Source organism: Ruegeria sp. HKCCA4812 (assembly GCF_013034245.1).
In the GTDB taxonomy this organism is placed as follows: Bacteria; Pseudomonadota; Alphaproteobacteria; order Rhodobacterales; family Rhodobacteraceae; genus Ruegeria.
Genome location: NZ_WQFQ01000002.1, coordinates 1 through 16,831, shown reverse-complemented (window position 1 = coordinate 16,831; position 16,831 = coordinate 1). Strand labels below are relative to the sequence as shown.

The 16,831-nt window shown below is 59.6% G+C and carries 15 protein-coding genes; 10 read left to right on the top strand and 5 right to left on the bottom strand.

Features of this window, described 5'->3' with window-relative positions:
- The first annotated feature begins 24 nt into the window (after positions 1-24).
- From GOW04_RS07450 to GOW04_RS07435, 4 genes are read left to right on the top strand one after another with little or no spacing between them, the layout of a single operon-like run.
- Positions 25-906: an encapsulin gene (locus tag GOW04_RS07450; RefSeq protein WP_171232065.1), complete on the top strand. Its 882-nt coding sequence runs from the start codon at positions 25-27 to the stop codon at positions 904-906.
- Between the two features lie 14 nt (positions 907-920).
- A complete protein-coding gene (locus tag GOW04_RS07445; protein ID WP_171232064.1) occupies positions 921-1,745 on the top strand; it encodes a DUF3237 domain-containing protein in 825 nt (274 codons plus the stop codon).
- Positions 1,738-3,861: an FAD-dependent oxidoreductase gene (locus GOW04_RS07440; protein ID WP_171232063.1), complete on the top strand. Its 2,124-nt coding sequence runs from the start codon at positions 1,738-1,740 to the stop codon at positions 3,859-3,861. The genes GOW04_RS07445 and GOW04_RS07440 overlap by 8 nt, the downstream gene beginning before the upstream one ends.
- 4 nt (positions 3,862-3,865) lie before the next feature.
- Positions 3,866-4,936 (top strand): polyprenyl synthetase family protein, encoded by a 1,071-nt coding sequence (locus GOW04_RS07435; protein WP_216598263.1) that lies wholly within the window; start codon positions 3,866-3,868, stop codon positions 4,934-4,936.
- On the opposite strand, the gene GOW04_RS07430 is transcribed toward GOW04_RS07435, so the two are convergent.
- The 4 genes from GOW04_RS07430 to GOW04_RS07415 form a co-directional block, all read right to left on the bottom strand.
- Positions 4,927-5,295, bottom strand: a complete 369-nt coding sequence (locus GOW04_RS07430; protein ID WP_171232062.1) for a hypothetical protein — start codon at positions 5,293-5,295, stop codon at positions 4,927-4,929. The two genes, GOW04_RS07435 and GOW04_RS07430, sit on opposite strands and share 10 nt — an antisense overlap.
- A 164-nt stretch (positions 5,296-5,459) precedes the next feature.
- Positions 5,460-6,239, bottom strand: coding sequence for a carnitinyl-CoA dehydratase (locus tag GOW04_RS07425; RefSeq protein ID WP_170345511.1), 780 nt, complete (start codon positions 6,237-6,239; stop codon positions 5,460-5,462).
- A 3-nt stretch (positions 6,240-6,242) separates the two neighbouring features.
- Positions 6,243-8,258, bottom strand: coding sequence for an acetate--CoA ligase family protein (locus GOW04_RS07420; RefSeq protein WP_171232061.1), 2,016 nt, complete (start codon positions 8,256-8,258; stop codon positions 6,243-6,245).
- Between the two features lie 2 nt (positions 8,259-8,260).
- Positions 8,261-9,421: an acyl-CoA dehydrogenase family protein gene (locus GOW04_RS07415; protein ID WP_152460401.1), complete on the bottom strand. Its 1,161-nt coding sequence runs from the start codon at positions 9,419-9,421 to the stop codon at positions 8,261-8,263.
- 80 nt (positions 9,422-9,501) lie between these two features.
- Between GOW04_RS07415 and GOW04_RS07410 the strand changes: the two genes are divergently transcribed.
- Positions 9,502-10,449, top strand: a complete 948-nt coding sequence (locus GOW04_RS07410) for a GlxA family transcriptional regulator (RefSeq protein ID WP_171232060.1) — start codon at positions 9,502-9,504, stop codon at positions 10,447-10,449.
- A gap of 54 nt (positions 10,450-10,503) precedes the next feature.
- Here GOW04_RS07410 and GOW04_RS07405 read toward each other — a convergent pair whose 3' ends face one another.
- The gene (locus GOW04_RS07405; RefSeq protein WP_171232059.1) at positions 10,504-11,106 is read right to left on the bottom strand and encodes a helix-turn-helix domain-containing protein; all 603 of its coding nucleotides are present in this window, start codon (positions 11,104-11,106) and stop codon (positions 10,504-10,506) included.
- Between the two features lie 147 nt (positions 11,107-11,253).
- Here GOW04_RS07405 and glyA point away from each other — a divergent pair, with 147 nt between their 5' ends.
- The 5 genes from glyA (at position 11,254) to GOW04_RS07380 (ending at position 16,760) form a co-directional block, all read left to right on the top strand.
- Positions 11,254-12,507 (top strand): serine hydroxymethyltransferase, encoded by a 1,254-nt coding sequence (gene glyA, locus GOW04_RS07400; protein ID WP_171232058.1) that lies wholly within the window; start codon positions 11,254-11,256, stop codon positions 12,505-12,507.
- Positions 12,508-12,518: 11 nt separating this feature from the next.
- Positions 12,519-13,901: a dihydrolipoyl dehydrogenase gene (lpdA, locus tag GOW04_RS07395; protein ID WP_171232057.1), complete on the top strand. Its 1,383-nt coding sequence runs from the start codon at positions 12,519-12,521 to the stop codon at positions 13,899-13,901.
- 14 nt (positions 13,902-13,915) lie between these two features.
- Entirely contained in the window at positions 13,916-14,860 is a 945-nt protein-coding gene (gene lipA, locus GOW04_RS07390; protein WP_171232056.1) for a lipoyl synthase, read from the top strand.
- Positions 14,861-14,885: 25 nt separating this feature from the next.
- Positions 14,886-16,259 carry a sodium:alanine symporter family protein gene (locus GOW04_RS07385; protein ID WP_171205224.1) on the top strand — a complete coding sequence of 458 codons (1,374 nt, stop codon included), beginning with the start codon at positions 14,886-14,888 and terminating at the stop codon, positions 16,257-16,259.
- Between the two features lie 78 nt (positions 16,260-16,337).
- A complete protein-coding gene (locus GOW04_RS07380; RefSeq protein WP_152460407.1) occupies positions 16,338-16,760 on the top strand; it encodes a universal stress protein in 423 nt (140 codons plus the stop codon).
- Positions 16,761-16,831 lie beyond the last annotated feature (71 nt).

Below are 16,831 nucleotides of genomic sequence, written 5' to 3'. Positions count from 1 at the left end.
CAGCAGCACCGAGAGGGATTTGCAATGACCGATGCATTGGATTGGAATGAAGATCAGTGGAGCGCCGTGAAAAAGGCCGTCCATGATGAGGCGCTTCGCGCTCGGGTGGCCGCCAGTTTCCTGCCCCTGTACGGACCGCTGCCCGCTGACACGCAATCCGTCCCGCTGAACAAGCTGCATCTGGTGGACAATTCATCTGGTGCATCCAAAGAACGTCTTGACGTGAACGATTATGATACGCTGCGCCTTACCACCGTATCGGTGAACGTGTACCTGAAAGGCGCACAGGTGGCTGATCCGGAACTGACGGCGGCTCAGATCATGTTCCGCCGAGCGGCCGCCGTTGTGGCACGGGTAGAGGATGACATCGTTTTCAACGGTCAACCCGGCACCGGACAGGCCCCCAAACACGCCGGCGGCGCGCCCGACTCATTGCCGCAGATCTATACGATCAGCGGCGGTGGCAAATATCCGGGATTGCTTGAAGCGGGCGAAGGCAAAACCAAATCCACGTCCAAAAAGAACTATAGCGGAACCGATGTTTTCGAGGCCGTCGTCGAGGGCATCAGCACGCTGGAAACGTATGGCTATCTGGGCCCCTATGCCTGTGTGATGGGCAACGGTCTGTTCCGTGCGGTCACGACCCCGCTGCCGAATTCGATGGTGCTGCCACGTGACAGCATTCTCCCGTTCTTGGACGGGCCGTTGCTGCGTTCCAGCACCCTGCCCCCGGACAAGGCAGTGCTTGTGTCCCTGCTGGGTGCACCGGTTGAAATCGTCGTGCCCTCGGATATCGCCGTGAAGTATCTGCAAACCTCTGCCGAGGGCGAGCACGTCTTCCGCGTGCAGCAGAAGTTCCATCTCAGGATCAAGGAAGCTAAGGCCGTCCGCACCATAACCTGTTGACCGGAGATCGGGTCGTGCGCGAGTTTTCAGATCGGGGCGTGACGCTGCGTTGGTCCGAGGCGATCAACGCAGACGGTCTCAGTCGGGTGTTGGTGGAAGCCGGTCCATCCGTGTCGTCGCATGACACGCTACGTCTGATCTGTTCGGAAGATGGCGGCCCCGAGCGTGCCATTCGCGGGTGGCCTTTGTTGCGGGACCCGCAAACAGGGTTTCAACAATTCGCAGCCATTCTGCCGTCGGTCAAACAGGAAAAAACTTTGTCCTGGCGTCCGGTGCTGACGTCGGGAGGGCGCGAGTTTGACCCCGGGCCCGAAAAGGCAATTGAACCTGCCGCACCGGAACCGGCAAAAACCGCAGTGGCGCCGCCGGTACTGGAACATGTCGCCAAATTTGTGGTGCCGTTCGAAAGCAGCTTTCACCCCTCGGGCGAGACACCGGACGGGATTTGGCTGCATTTCGCCATCAAAGAAGGGGGCACCGTCGAAGGCCCGCATCTGAAAGGGGTGATCGAACCGATCGGAGGAGACTGGATGCGCGTTCGGCCCGATGGTGTGGGGCTGCTTCATGCAAAGGCACTTATAAGACCGTCCATCGGACAAGCTCCGATCCTGTTCGAAGATACGGGTGTGTGTGACTTCGGCCCGGACGGATATGCGGCATTGTCCAAGGGTAATCTGCCCGCTTCGGCTCCGGTACGGCTTGCACCGCGTTACCTGACCTCGAATCCGCATTTCAGCTGGATGAATCGGATGCAGGGTTTTGGCATTGGCGAAGCCAGCCTGTCAGACATAACCCTGCGCTTTGACGTCTATTCCGCGAAAGGAATTTCCGATGCCTGACAAGGTTGTCATTCTTGGGGGAGGCGTGGCTGGCATGAGCGCCGCGCACGAACTGATTGAACGCGGGTTCGAGGTAGAAGTCCACGAACGCCAGCTGATCCCCGGCGGCAAAGCCCGCAGCATCCCGGTGATGAAGGGTGAAGGGGATCACGGCTCGAAGGCGAAACACATCAAGGCGCTGGAAAAATGGGCCGAGATGGATGGGGCCAATTATCCGCCCGGCGTGAAACGGCCCTGGTTGCCCGGTGAACATGGGTTCAGGTTCTTTCCGAACTTTTATCGGCATATCACCGACACGATGGCCCGCACGCCGTATTACGACAAGGGCACGTGCTTTGACAATCTTGTCCCGACCACGCAAGTTCTGGTCAGCCAGTTTGACAAGCCCGGCATCATCGTCCCGGAACGGTTCCCCCGCACGCTCAAGGATGTTGCCGACGCCTTCAAGACCATTGCATTCGCGCTTTCGCCGAGGGACCAGATCGCGTATGAGGATGTCGAACATTTTGTCGCCTGCATGTGGCGGATCGCGACGTCCTGCAAGGAACGCCGGTTTGACGAATATGAACGGATCGGTTGGTGGGATTTCATCGGCGCGCAGGACCGTTCGGAAGCCTATCAGAAGTTCCTTGCCATCGGCCTGACCCGTTCGTTGGTGGCCGCCAAGGCCACGACGGCAAGCACGAAGACAGTGGGGGACATTGCGGTTCAGCTTCAGCTGGGTATCGCCACGCCCGAACCCCACTGCAACAGGCTGCTGAACGGGCCCACCAATCTTGTCTGGATTCAACCGTGGCTGGATTACCTGACAAGCAAGGGGGTCGTGTACAATTTTGACTCCAAAGTCACCGGAATCGAGTGCCGGAACGGCAAGATCGTCGGCGCAACGGTCGAACAGGATGGCGAAGAAAAGCAGGTCACGGGGGATTGGTTCATCAGCGCCATGCCGATTGAACGCATGGCACCGCTTGTGACCCCGGAAATGATGGCGGTTGACCCCGCACTTGCCAAACTGCCTTTGCTGGCCGATGACGTGCAATGGATGAATGGCATTCAGTTCTATCTGACCAAGGATGTCGAGCTGACCCACGGCCACGTCATTTTCATCGACAGCCCATGGGCCTTGACGGCTGTGTCGCAAAAACAGTTCTGGCCGGGGATCAATTTCGAAAACTGGGCTGAAGGAAAGACCAAAGGCCTGCTGTCAATCGATATCTCCGAATGGGACAAGCCGGGGTTGAACGGAAAGACCGCGCGCGATTGCAGCCGGGAAGAGATCGCACAAGAGGTTTGGGAACAACTCAAGCGCAGCATCAACGTGGATGGCCAAACCGTTCTGCGGGACGAGGATATGCATTACTGGTTCCTCGATCCTGATATCGTTCAAGACCCGAACGACCCCAAGCGTCAAAGCAATGTCGAACCCTTGTTGGTCAACCGTATCAACAGCTGGCGCTTGCGCCCGGATGCGGCCACGCTCATCCCGAATTTCTTCCTGGCGTCGGATTATGTCCGCACTTTCACCGACCTTGCCACGATGGAAGGGGCGAACGAGGCCGCGCGTCGGGCCGTCAACGCCATTCTTCAACGCAGTGGATCGGATGCCGAGCCCTGCCAGATCTGGGACCTGCATGAACCCGACATCCTGAAACCGCTGCGCGCCTATGATTACGCCCGCTATCAGGCTGGCCTTCCGTGGGACAATCGGTTCGCGGTTGCGGTCGAAGCCGCGCTGAAAATGGGTCAGGACACGGCAGGAGTTGATCGTGGCGGTGATGGCCCTCTTGCCGCCATAGGGGAACCGGCAGCGGAATATTCAAAACCCGGCGGCATCACCGAGGAGCCAGCCATTGCCGAAGCGCTTCGAATGATCTGCCCCCCGAAAGAGCTGTTCGACCTCATCGCGAATTACGAGCCCACCGCGGATCTGCCGATCCCGGGGGATGAGCTGGCGGAAGATGTCGCGTATGATCTGGGTCGGGACAGTGGTCAATCAGGTGCCTTGTCCAGGGCGTTGCCAATTTCTGACGAACCGCTTTCTGCGTTTGGCGGCGGTCCGGAACGATCCGGCGCGCGGGAAGGCAAAAGCCGCGTGATCATCACCCAGAAGGGCTGAGCCTGTGAAATCCGGAACCGCGCATTTGGATCCTGCGGCGAAACAGGATTTTCTGAAAACCCTGACCTTCTACGGGGATCAGGCGCGCGAAACGCTTTTGGGCCTGTTGCCGACGGGTGAGCCTCAGGCCTATCTATATGGTCCGATGCGCGACTACATCGAAACCTCGGGCAAGGGCTTGAGGCCCGCCCTGCTGTTGGCGACATGCGAAGCCTTCGGCGGAAACAGCGAGAATGCAAGGGTCTCGGCCGCAGTTCTAGAGCTGCTGCACAACGCTTTTCTGATCCACGACGACATCGAAGATCAAAGCGATTTCCGGCGCGGGCGCGAATGTATGCACAAGCGGCTTGGGGTTCCCCTTGCAATCAATACCGGCGACGGGATGCAATCGCTTGCCCTGCGTCTGCTGCGTCAGAACCTGGGGCCGTTGGGCCCGGAAACCGGTATGCGCGTGGTGGATGAGTTCGACCATCTGTTGCAGCAATCCATCGAAGGTCAGGCGTTGGAACTTGGCTGGATTCGCGACAATCGTTTGAACGTCGATGCATCAGATTATCTGAGGATGTGTCTGAAAAAGACCTGTTGGTACAGTTTCATTCACCCGATGCGCATCGGGGCCCTGATTGCGCGGCCACATGATGTCGAGTCCGGTGCGCTTAATCTGGATGATTTCAATGCCTTTGGCTTTTTCCTGGGTGCAGCGTTTCAGATTCAGGACGACGTCTTGAATCTCGTCGGCTCTCAGGACAGTTACGGCAAGGAAATCGGCGGGGACATCTATGAAGGCAAACGCACGCTGATGCTGGGCCAGCTTGGCCTGAAGGCGGAAGAGCCCGAACAGGCACGGTTGGCCGAGATGCTGTCAAACCCACGCGATGCCCGGTCGACGCAAGATGTCGCCTGGGTGCTGGAGCGCATGAACCATTACGGCAGCATCCGCTATGCACAAGACGCGGCAAATGATCTGCTGGCCTCGGCCCGGAGTGAGTTCGCGCGGGTGTTCGCGGGTACAGAAGACGCGCCGCGCGCGTTTCTGGGACAGTTCATGGACTATCTCGTGACCCGTCAGGTCTGAGCGCCCGCCACCTCGAAAACCACCACGACCGAAGTCTGGTCCGTTCCGGTACAGACGATCCGGCCATGATATTCACCGGGTTCGGTGAGATCGGGTATAGTGACGGCAACAGCAACATCCGTTGCTTCCCCCGGTTCAAGCTGGATTTGTGGCGGGATCACATTGATGCGGTTAGCCGGCAGAATGTCCCCGTTCGGGTTGGTCAGATCGCCTGGTTCGAACTGCATCTGAACAGGGGCCGCGCCTTCCGGTGCTTCAAAACACAGCAGAATGGTGGCGGTGCCGCCGGGATGACAGGTTTTGCGGCACCTGAACGGACCGTCCAGATGCTGCTGCGGGCCCCGTTCCCTGTCGAGCACGCGGCGTGCTATATCAGAAATCGGTTGATTGTCAGGCTGCGGAGCAATCGGGCTGACCGCCCGAGATGCACTAACATATGGTTTTCGTTCGAAATACGGCATGCCTAACTGTGCACGTGCGGCACGGATCAGTAAATGGCAAATTCACGTTCTGCGATCAGAGTTCACTTTCCTTTCCAGACCGGATCCCTTTTTTCGGCGAAAGCGCGCGCGCCTTCCAGTTGATCTTCGCTGGCATAGAGAACGTCCACGGTTCTGAGCTGACGCTTGGTGATGCGATTCATGGCATCCTGAAACTTGGCATCTTCGGCATCACGTACGATTTCCTTGATCGCGGCGTAAACCAGAGGTGGCCCCGAGGCCAACAGCCGGGCCAGCTCCCAGGCGCGGTCCATCAGTTGATCCGCGGCGACGATCTCGTTCACCAGACCCCAGCGATTGGCTTCCTCTGCGTCGAACCAACGGCCGGTAAGCAGCAACTCCATCGCGATGTGGTAAGGGATGCGCTTGGGCAGTTTGACGCTGGCCGCGTCCGCGACAGTCCCCGAGCGGATTTCCGGCAGGGCGAACGTGGCGTGATCGGCGGCAAGGATCATGTCGGCTGACAGGGCCAGCTCCAGCCCGCCGCCACAGGCGATGCCGTTGACGGCCGCGATCACGGGTTTGTTCAGGTCGCGCAGCTCTTGCAGGCCGCCGAACCCTCCGACACCATAGTCCCCGTCTACCGCATCCCCGTCGGCCGCTGCTTTCAGGTCCCAGCCCGGACAAAAAAACTTCTCTCCGCCGCCCGTCAGAATGGCCACGCGCAGCTCTGGATCGTCGCGAAACGCGGCGAACACCTCACCCATCCTGCGGCTGGTGACAAGATCGATGGCGTTGGCCTTGGGCCGGTCCAGCGTCACCTCAAGGATCGCTCCGTCGCGGCGGGTTTTGATCGGGTCCATATCTCAGGCCTTTCTTATCAGTGCATCCACGGCAACGGCCTTGTCCGGCGTGCACAGGAGCGGGTTAATCTCGACCTCGCCAAGCGTGTCGGCATTTTGCATGACATAGGCCTGAACGGCGTCGACTGCGGCGATGATTGCATCCATATCAGCCGCCCGTTGGCCGCGATAGCCTGCCAAAAGCGGGGCAATTTTCAATTTACCAAGCGCGGCACGGATGTCCTCGGGCGTGCTTGGCACCAGCACCGACGCCGTGTCGCGCAGGATTTCGGTCAGCACGCCCCCCGCCCCCAATGTCAGGACAAACCCATGCGCCGGGTCACGGACGACACCGACCAGCAATTCGGCAACGGTTCCGGTGATCATCTCTTCGATCAGGATGCTTTCTGTGCCAATTTCGGCTGCGACATCGGCCACATCCTCGGCCTTGATGCCCAGCCGAACAGCGCCGTGTTCGGATTTATGCGCAAGCCCAACACCTTTCACGGCAAAGGGGGCTTCCATGTCCTGCGTGGCCGAATGGGCCTCTGCCGGGCCGCAAACCGTGCGGCTTTGCGGAACTTGCAGGCCGCATTCGGCCAGCGCCCGTTTCGATTCGCCTTCGGTCAGGGTTTGGGTCGCCTCAGCCTTTCCAGGCAACCAGACAGGATGCGCGGACGGTGGCGAAATCTGACCCGCAGCGCGCGTGGCCGCCAGTGCTTCGCGCAATCCCATGAATGGAACGACACCACCGGCCATCAGCTCTTGCGCGACGTCTTCAGGCAGAAGTTCAGGCAGCGTCGCAACAATCGCAAACCGGGCGCCGGTTTCAGCACGCACTTTCAACGCAGCTCGGGTCGCGCAACTCCAGTCGGTCGGATCCGTCGTCGGATAGTCGACGATCGAGAACGTCAGGTCGATGTCGTCACCCGTCATGCCCGACCAGGCCTGTGCCATCGCCTCTTCGTCGCGCCAGATATACGTGTGATAATCCAGCGGATTGTTCAACGCGACCATAGGGCCAAGCGCGTCACGCAAGCGCGCCCTTTTGTCATCGCTCAACTGCGGAAAACTCAGGCCCGTACCAACCGCCATATCCGCGATCAGGCTCGCCTCACCCCCTGAACAACTGATCGAAGCGATGCGGCCACCCGGCAGCGGCCCATAGCAATGCAACAGTTTCAGCGTCTCAAGAAAGTCGGGCAACGCGGCCAGACGCGGAATGCCCAGCCGGTCCAGAAGGGCCTGCGCGCCCGCATCGCTGCCCGCAAGCGACGCAGTGTGCGAGACCGTCGCGGCCTGTGCCTGCTCCGACGCACCCACTTTCAGGGCAACCAGCGGAATGCCCTTTGAATAGGCCTTGGCGGCCAGCGCCTCCCATTCCCGGATGTCCTTGAACCCTTCGACATGCAGACCCACGGCGGTGACGCGCGGATCATCGATCAAGGCCGAGGCGATTTCGGCCTGGCTGGTCTGGGCCATGTTTCCGCAGGCCATCATGTAGGCGATCGGCAACCCACGTTTCTGCATGGTCAGGTTGATCGAGATGTTCGAGCTTTGCGTCAGGATCGCCACGCCCTTGTCCACAGGGGTGGCCCCGTGCTGGTCCGGCCACAACAGCGCCCCATCCAGCGCGTTGATGAAGCCATAGCAGTTCGGGCCAAGAATGGGCATGTCACCAGCTGCTGCAATCAGTTGATCCTGCAAGTCCCCGCCGGTGTCATCTTCGGCAACGGCCTCGGAAAAGCCCGATGCAAAGCACACCGCCCCACCTGCGCCCATATTGGACAGGACACGAACGGCCTCGATGGTGGCGTGGCGGTTGATCCCGATGAAAACCGCATCCGGGGCTTCGGGCAGGTCTTCGATGTGGCCGAAAACCCTGTGGCCCGCAATTTCCGACGCTTTGGGATGCACCGGCCAGATTTGACCGGCATAGCCCATGCGTTCGGATTGCAGAATTACCTGCTGACACCACGCGCCGCCGCCGATGACGGCGATGGTTTTCGGGCGCAGCAGCCGGGTCAGGTTTTTGTTCATGGTCAGGCGCCCAAGGGACGTAGAAGATCGCGGCTGATGATGTGGCGCTGAATTTCGCTGGTGCCGTCCCAGATGCGCTCGACCCGGGCATCGCGCCAGAACCGTTCGATCGGGAAATCGTCCATCAAACCCATACCCCCGAAGATCTGAAGTGTGGTATCCGTCACCCGCGCCAGCGTTTCCGAGGCATAGAGCTTGGCCGAGGCAATCTCGCGGTTCGATGGCAGGTTTTGATCCAGACGCCACGCGGCCGCGAGTGTCAGCCAATCGGCGGCATCGATCTCGGTGATCATGTCGGCGATCTGGAAGCCGACGCCCTGAAACTTGCCGATGGGCTGGCCGAACTGTTTGCGCTCGGCCGCATAGTTCAGCGCATAGTCAAAGCAGCGCCGCGCGCGACCGACCGAGAACGCCGCAACCGTCAGGCGGGTTGCGTAAAGCCATTCGTTCATCACGGCAAAACCGCCATCAACCTCGCCCAGGACCTGTGCGTCAGGCAGACGGCAGTTGTCGAAATACAGGATATAGTTCTTGTAGCCCTTGTGGCTGACCGAGTTGTAGCCCTCGCGCACTTCAAACCCCGGAGTACCGCGATCCACCAGGAAAGTGGTGATGCGTTTCTTCGGGCCCTTGGGAGTTTCGTCCACGCCGGTCGCGATGAAAACGATGAAGAAATCCGCATGTTCCGCGCCCGAGATGAAATGTTTCGATCCGTTGACAACCCAGTCGCCGCCATCGCGCACCGCCTGGCATTTCATACCACGCACATCCGAACCCGCATCCGGTTCGGTCATCGCCAGAGCGTCCATCTTGTCGCCACGTACGGCAGGCAAAAGATACCGTTCGCGCTGCTCGTCGTTGCAGGCCATCAGGATGTTCTGCGGGCGCCCAAAGAAATGCGTCAGCGCCATTGACCCGCGGCCAAGCTCGCGCTCGACCAAGGTGAAATCCAGATGAGACAGACCTGCGCCGCCGACTTCCTCGGGGAAGTTGCAGGCATAAAAGCCCAGATCGATACATTTCTGCTTGATCTGCTCGCCCAGTTCAGGAGGCACGGTTCCCGAGCGCTCGACCGCGTCTTCATGCGGGTAGATTTCGTTTTCAACAAAGCTGCGGACCGTCGAGACGATCATGTCCTGTTCTTCTGTCAGACCAAACTGCATGGCGCGTGTTCCCTGGATCGGTGGTTGACCAACCAAACGCCATCGCCCATGGTCACGGCATGCAGAGTTGATATCAGATCATGCCAAATTCGAAAATTTTGACACGACAATACAACATCCTGCTCTTCAACGGGTTTTCGAACCATTGCCTTGCAAACATGGTCGAACCGCTCAGGGCTGCGAACAACCTGTCGAGGCAGGTTTTGTATTCATGGCGTTTCTGCTCCATGGACGGAGACCCCGTGCAAAGTTCCAGCGGCCTTGTCGTTACACCGAATGGCTCAATCTCTGACCAGCAAGGCGACGTTCTGGTGGTCATGCCGTCCTATGGGTATCGCAAGCTGGACACGCGAGCGACCACGCGCATCGTGCTGGATGCTGCCAAAAAACACCGCCAAGTGGCCGGATTGGATACCGGCAGCTGGCTGCTGGCCCGCGCCGGTTTGCTGGATGAGCACCGGGCGACCATTCACTGGGACGAACTTTCCCGGTTCGAAGAAAGCTTTCCGGCCGTGGATGCGGTACAGGAACGTTATGTCATCGATGGCAACAGGCTGACCTGTTCCGGGGCGATGGCCGCGTTCGATCTGGCCTCGGCCCTTATCCGCAGGGATCACGGCCCCCTTTTGTCCATGGAAGTCGGGCATCTTCTGATGAGCCGAAATGGGCAGGATCATTACCCTTTGCCTCTGAAATCCGAAGACACTTTGGTCAATCGCGCACTGGCTGTCATGCAGGCGAACCTTGAAACACCTCTTTCGATCAGGGAACTGGCCCGCAAGATCGGGTGTTCGCAAAAGCGGATCGAAATGCGCGTTCAGGCGGAGCTCAAAACCACGCCGCAGGCGCTGTACCGCCGGCTGAGGCTGAACCTTGCACGCAACCTGGCAGAAGATACCGAGCAGTCCATCGCCGAAATCGCCGGCCGTTGCGGATATGAAAACGCCAGCGCCATGACCCGGGCATTCAAGGCAGAATTCGGCCAGACCCCGACGGCGTTTCGCCACCGAAGCCTGTCTGACGGCTGAATGGGGTGCGCATGGCGATGCCGGCTTTTCTGGAAAACCAAAGAACCCTGGGGGCTATTCCAGCGAAACCCAAAGCACCTTGGCGTCTTCTTCGCTGGTCGAAATACACCCATGCCCCATTCCGCTGTCATAATAAAGCGAGTCACCGGCCTTCATTGGCAAAGGGCGGTAATGTTCAGACACGAAGATGAGTTCACCGCTGAGCACATACATGAATTCTTCTCCGGAATGTCGGATCCACGTCTCGAACTCCGACAGGTCGCGCGCCTTGATTGTCGCGATATAGGGCAGCATTCGCTTGCTGGTCAGTTCGGGGCAAAGCAGTTCATGCAGGTAAGTGGGCGTATCCTTGATTTCCCCCTCGCCTTTCGGAGTGAAATCACGGCGGCCTGAAATGCCGGATTGACCCGACTGAAGAAACAACTGCGGGGTGCTCATATCCAGGGCCTGTGTCAGACGCCGTACAATGTCAAAGCTTGGCTTCGTCTGGTTGTTTTCGATCTTGGACAGCGTCGAGCGCCCGATACCCGCAGCGCGGCCGGCTTCTTCCAGAGTCCACCCTTTCGCGCGCCGCGCATCGCGGATGGAGCGGCCCAGAGCCTCTCCTTCATCCTGAAATTCCTGTCCGGAAACATCATTTCGGCTTTCGTCGCCCATTGAATTCCCCCTGTTTTATCAAAGGTTACATGCCTCCCAATATATACGCAACTTCTTGAATAAGAGATTTTTGTTGCCTAAGGCGCATTATTTCCCTTATAGGAAACAAAGTTTCGCACTGAGGATTCGGGGCAAAAGGAGGAGACTATGTTCAAAACGTCGCTGATTGAGGCAGATCCCGTCATTGCTGCGTCCATCTCACGCGAGCGTGAACGCCAGGCGGAACAGATCGAGTTGATCGCCTCGGAGAACATTGTCTCGAAGGCCGTGATCGAAGCGCAGGGTTCGGTCTTGACCAACAAATATGCCGAAGGCTATCCGGGCCGCCGCTATTATGGCGGCTGCGAATATGTCGATGAGGTCGAAGTCGAGGCGATCGAACGCCTCAAGAAGCTGTTTGGCTGTGAATATGCCAACGTTCAGCCCCATTCCGGCGCACAGGCCAACGGGGCCGTCAAGCTGGCGTTGCTGAACCCGGGCGATACCATTCTTGGCATGTCGCTGGACGCAGGTGGCCATCTGACCCACGGTGCGAAACCGGCGCAGTCCGGCAAATGGTTCCGGCCCGTGCAGTACGGCCTGACCGATGCAGGGCTGATCGATTATGATCAGGTCGCCGAATTGGCGCGGGCGGAAAAGCCCAGGCTGATCATCGCAGGTGCGTCCGCCTACTCGCAAAAGATCGACTTTGCCAGGTTCCGCGAAATCGCGGACGAGGTTGGCGCATGGCTGCTGGCCGATATGGCTCATATTGCCGGATTGGTGGCGACCGGCCTGCACCCCTCGCCTGTGGGACACGCACATGTCGTGACCTCGACCACGCACAAGACGCTGCGCGGGCCTCGTGGCGGCATCATCCTGACCAATGACGAGGCGCTGGCGAAAAAGATCAACTCGGCTGTCTTCCCCGGCCTACAGGGTGGCCCGCTGATGCACGTCATCGCAGGCAAGGCGGTGGCCTTTGGCGAGGCACTGAAACCCGAATTCAAGGAATACATGCAGCGCGTCGTTGACAGCGCATCGGCCTTGGCCAGCGTCATGATGGCGCGCGGATGTGACATCGTTTCTGGCGGCACCCAGAACCACCTGATGCTGGTCGATCTGCGCCCGATCGGCGTAACCGGCAAGGACGCCGAGGCGGCGCTCGAACGGGCCGGCTTTACCTGCAACAAGAACAGCGTTCCCGGAGATCCGGAAAAACCCACCATCACCAGCGGCATCCGTCTGGGCACCGCCGCCGGGTGCAGCCGTGGCTTTGGCCCGGAAGAGTTCAGGCAGATCGGCCATCTGATCGGTGATGTTCTGGAGGCGCTCGCGAAGTCTCCTGACGGTGACGAAACCGTCGAAAAGGAAACCCGCAAACAGGTTCGCGCTCTTTGCGCAAGCTACCCGATCTACTGAGAGTGCGCGAAATGAATACCTATGACCTCATCGTTATCGGGGGCGGACCGGGCGGCTATGTTGCCGCGATCCGCGCGGCTCAGCTGGGGCTGAATGTGGCCTGTGTCGAAGGGCGCGGCGCACTGGGCGGTACCTGTCTGAACGTGGGGTGCATCCCCTCCAAAGCGTTGCTGACCTCCTCGGCCAAATATGCCGAGCTTGCACATCTCTCCTCCCATGGCATTGCGGTCGAGGGGGCCAGCATCGACGTCAGTGCGATGATGGGGCGCAAGGACAAGATCGTCGGAGATCTGACCAAGGGCATCGCGTTCCTGTTCAAGAAGAACGGCGTCGATCTGATCGAAGGCTGGGCCAGCATCCCGGCCACTGGTCAGGTCAAGGTCGGCGACAGCGTATACGAAGCAAAGAACATCCTGATCGCGACAGGATCCGAGCCGACCTCACTGCCGGGGATCGAGATTGATGAGCAGGATGTGCTCAGTTCCACCGGTGCAATCGCGTTGCAGAGCGTTCCGGATCATCTGGTGGTGATCGGTGCGGGTGTCATCGGACTGGAGCTGGGTCAGGTCTGGGCACGATTGGGTGCCAAGGTCACCGTGGTCGAATATCTGGATCGCATTTTGCCCGGCATCGATGGCGAGATCGCAAAGCTGGCGCAGCGGGCGCTGTCCAAACGCGGTTTGAAGTTCCAACTGGGCCGAGCCCTCAAATCGGTTGAGAAAACCGCGGCTGGCCTGACCCTGACCGTGGACCGCGTCGGCAAGGACAAGCAAGAGGCGATCGAGACCGACAAGGTTCTGATCGCTGTGGGCCGTAGCCCGGTGACGCGCGGGCTTGGGCTGGAAGAGCTGGGCGTGGCCATAAACCCGCGTGGCTTCATCGAAGTCGACAGCACATTCCAGACGTCGGTGCCCGGTATCTATGCCATTGGTGATTGTGTTCCCGGCCCGATGCTGGCCCACAAGGCCGAAGAGGACGGCGTTGCCTGTGTCGAGATGCTGGCCGGCGAAGCCGGTCATGTCGATTACAACACCGTGCCGGGTGTGGTCTACACCGATCCCGAAGTGGCCTCGTTTGGTCAGACCGAAGAGGCCCTGAAAGACGCGGGCGTCGAATATGTTGTCGGCAAGTTTGCCTTCATGGCCAATTCGCGGGCGCGCTCGACGGGTGAAACAGATGGCGCGGTCAAGGTTCTGGCCGGTTCCGACGGCAAGATCCTCGGAGCTCATATCTGTGGTGCGCATGGCGGCGATCTGATCGCCGAGTTGGTTCTGGCCATGACCAAAAGCGCGACCGTCGCCGAGGTTGCGGCAACCTGTCATGCGCACCCGGCGATGGGCGAGGCGGTCAAGGAAGCCTGCCTCGATGCCATGGGCCGCGCAATCCACGCGTAAGTGAGGACAGCCAGATGACCATCCAGCTTCGACCACGTCACCCGGAAAAGGCCAAGAAGGCCGACAGTGTCATCCCGCGCAAACCGAAATGGATTCGCAAGAAGAAGATCGAAAGCGCCGCGTATTACGAAACCCGGCGTCTGATGCGGGATCACGGTCTGGCAACAGTCTGCGAAGAAGCGGCCTGCCCCAATATCGGCGAATGCTGGTCCAAGCGCCATGCAACCATGATGATCATGGGCGAGATCTGCACGCGAGGCTGTTCGTTCTGCAATGTGGCCACCGGCCGCCCCGATGCGCTGGACGCGTTCGAACCCGGCAGGGTTGCGGCGGCGGTCAAGAAACTGGGCCTGCGCCACGTGGTGATCACGTCGGTTGATCGCGATGATCTGGCCGACGGCGGGGCCGAGCATATCGCCCAGACAATCCGCGCCGTACGCCATCAGAACCCCGGCACCACTGTCGAGGTTCTGACCCCCGACTTCCTGGGCAAGGGCGACGCCGCAAAAATCGTCTTTGACGCAGCGCCGGACGTGTTCAACCACAACTTGGAAACCGTCCCGCACCTGTATCCGACGGTTCGCCCCGGCGCGCGCTATTATGCCTCGCTTCGGCTGTTGGACGATGCCAAACGCTCGAACCCCGAGATTTTCACCAAGTCGGGTCTGATGGTCGGGCTGGGTGAAACTCTGAACGACGTGCGTCAGGTGATGGATGATCTGCGCGCGGCCAATGTCGATTTTCTGACAGTCGGGCAGTATCTGCAACCGACACCGAAACATCATCCGATTGACCGGTTCTGGTCACCCGAGGAGTTCGCCCAACTGGAACAGATCGCCCGTTCTAAGGGCTTTTTGCACGTGTCAGCCACGCCGCTGACCCGTTCATCGTTCCATGCCGACGAAGATTTCACTGCTCTCAAGCAGGCCCGCCAGCGGGCCATCGCGACCGGGGCATAAACCAAACGCAAATGGGAGGGAAACCATGGAAGCGTTAAATTCAATCGTAGGGGCCATCAATGGCGTCGTGTGGGGGCCGCTGATGCTGGTTCTCATCCTCGGCGTTGGCTTCTTCCTGCAGGTCGGGCTGAAATTCATGCCGATCCTGCGCATTGGCACAGGCTTCAGCCTGTTGTTCAAAGGCCGTGAAGGTCAGGGCGAAGGGCAGATCAGCCCGTTCAACGCACTGATGACTTCGCTGTCGGCGACCATCGGTACAGGTAACATCGCCGGTGTGGCCACTGCTGTCTTCCTGGGCGGTCCAGGCGCCTTGTTCTGGATGTGGATGACCGCCCTGGTGGGCATGGCCACCAAATATGCCGAAGCCGTCTGCGCAGTGAAATATCGCGAAAAAGACGAGCTGGGCAACTATGTCGGCGGCCCGATGTACTACATCAAGAACGGTCTTGGTGCGAAATGGGCCTGGCTGGGCGTGGCTTTTGCCCTGTTCGGCGCGGTTGCTGCCTTCGGCATCGGCAACGGTGTGCAGGCCAACGGTGTTGCTCAGGTGCTGGAAGCCAATTTTGGCCTGAACACCTCGGTCACTGGCGTTGTTCTGATGGTTCTGACCGCAGCCGTTATCCTGGGTGGTATCACCCGCATCGGTGCGGTCGCCGGTAAGCTGGTCCCCTTCATGGCCGTTGCCTATATCATCGCGGGCCTGCTGGTTCTTCTCATCAACATCGGCAACATCGGACATGCGCTGTCGCTGGTCTTTACCTATGCGTTTACCCCGTCCGCCGCCGAAGGTGGTTTCGCAGGTGCAGCCGTCTGGGCCGCCATCCGCTTCGGCGTGGCACGTGGTGTGTTCTCGAACGAAGCCGGTCTGGGTTCGGCCCCGATCGCGCACGCCGCTGCCGAGACCAAAGGTCCCGTCAACCAGGGTCTGATCGCGATGCTGGGTACGTTCATCGATACCATCATCGTCTGCTCGATCACCGGTCTGGCCATCATCGCTTCGGGGGCATGGACATCGGGTGAATCCGGTGCGGCGCTGACCAGCCACGCGTTCGAATTGTCGCTGCCAGGTATCGGCGGGTATCTGATCGCCATCGCTCTGTCGATCTTTGCCTTCACCACCATCCTCGGCTGGTCGTTCTACGGCGAGAAATGTGTCGAGTTCCTGCTGGGCGTGAAATCCCTGATGCCCTACCGCGTTCTGTGGATCGTGATGATCTACTTCGGCGCAACCGCGGATCTGGGCTTCATCTGGCTGCTGGCCGATACGCTGAACGCCATGATGGCCATCCCGAACCTGATCGCCTTGGCGCTGCTGAGCCCGATCGTCTTCAAACTGACGAAAGAGTTCTTCGCCTCGGGCGGCAAGTCCGAAGAGCCGGGCGGCACACCTGCCGAATAAGCTCGGCCCGACCAAAACGGGGGGCCATCCCGGCCCCCCGCCTTTGAAACCGAATTCAATATCTCGAGGAGAGACGTGATGGCCACGAAAATCCTGCTGCCCATTGATCACACCGACGACCGCTCGTGGAAACTGGCCCTGCCGACCGCCTTGGAACAGGCAAAATTCTACGGTGCCGAATTGCATGCGGTTGCCGTCATCCCCGAGATCATCCAGCTGCCAAACCTGCCCGCCAACTATGGTGCCGGCGCAAAGGACCACGTGCGGGGTGCGGTTCAGGCGATTCTGGATCATGCCAAGGCTTCCGACGTGCCGGTCCATGTCGAAGAAGGCAGTGTTTACCGCGAAATCCTGAAGCTTGCCTACAAGGAAGGCTTTGATCTGATCGTCATGGCATCGACCAAGGGCGATTTCCCGAACTACGAGATTGGCCCGAACCTGGCCCGTGTCGTGCGCAATGCGCATTGCACCGTTATGGTCGTCCGCGACCAGTCCCGCTGATTGAAAGGTTGAAGAAATGACCACACCGAAGCGCACGCCTCTCCACTCTTTGCACGTCGAGCTTGGCGGCA

Coding starts and splice junctions, on each gene's coding strand:
- GOW04_RS07410 (WP_171232060.1), top strand. CDS start 9,502: ATGCCAAATTCGAAAATTTTGACACGACAATACAACATCCTGCTCTTC.
- glyA (WP_171232058.1), top strand. CDS start 11,254: ATGTTCAAAACGTCGCTGATTGAGGCAGATCCCGTCATTGCTGCGTCC.
- GOW04_RS07420 (WP_171232061.1), bottom strand. CDS start 8,258: ATGAACAAAAACCTGACCCGGCTGCTGCGCCCGAAAACCATCGCCGTC.
- GOW04_RS07380 (WP_152460407.1), top strand. CDS start 16,338: ATGGCCACGAAAATCCTGCTGCCCATTGATCACACCGACGACCGCTCG.
- GOW04_RS07415 (WP_152460401.1), bottom strand. CDS start 9,421: ATGCAGTTTGGTCTGACAGAAGAACAGGACATGATCGTCTCGACGGTC.
- GOW04_RS07440 (WP_171232063.1), top strand. CDS start 1,738: ATGCCTGACAAGGTTGTCATTCTTGGGGGAGGCGTGGCTGGCATGAGC.
- GOW04_RS07425 (WP_170345511.1), bottom strand. CDS start 6,239: ATGGACCCGATCAAAACCCGCCGCGACGGAGCGATCCTTGAGGTGACG.
- lipA (WP_171232056.1), top strand. CDS start 13,916: ATGACCATCCAGCTTCGACCACGTCACCCGGAAAAGGCCAAGAAGGCC.
- lpdA (WP_171232057.1), top strand. CDS start 12,519: ATGAATACCTATGACCTCATCGTTATCGGGGGCGGACCGGGCGGCTAT.
- GOW04_RS07405 (WP_171232059.1), bottom strand. CDS start 11,106: ATGGGCGACGAAAGCCGAAATGATGTTTCCGGACAGGAATTTCAGGAT.
- GOW04_RS07385 (WP_171205224.1), top strand. CDS start 14,886: ATGGAAGCGTTAAATTCAATCGTAGGGGCCATCAATGGCGTCGTGTGG.
- GOW04_RS07450 (WP_171232065.1), top strand. CDS start 25: ATGACCGATGCATTGGATTGGAATGAAGATCAGTGGAGCGCCGTGAAA.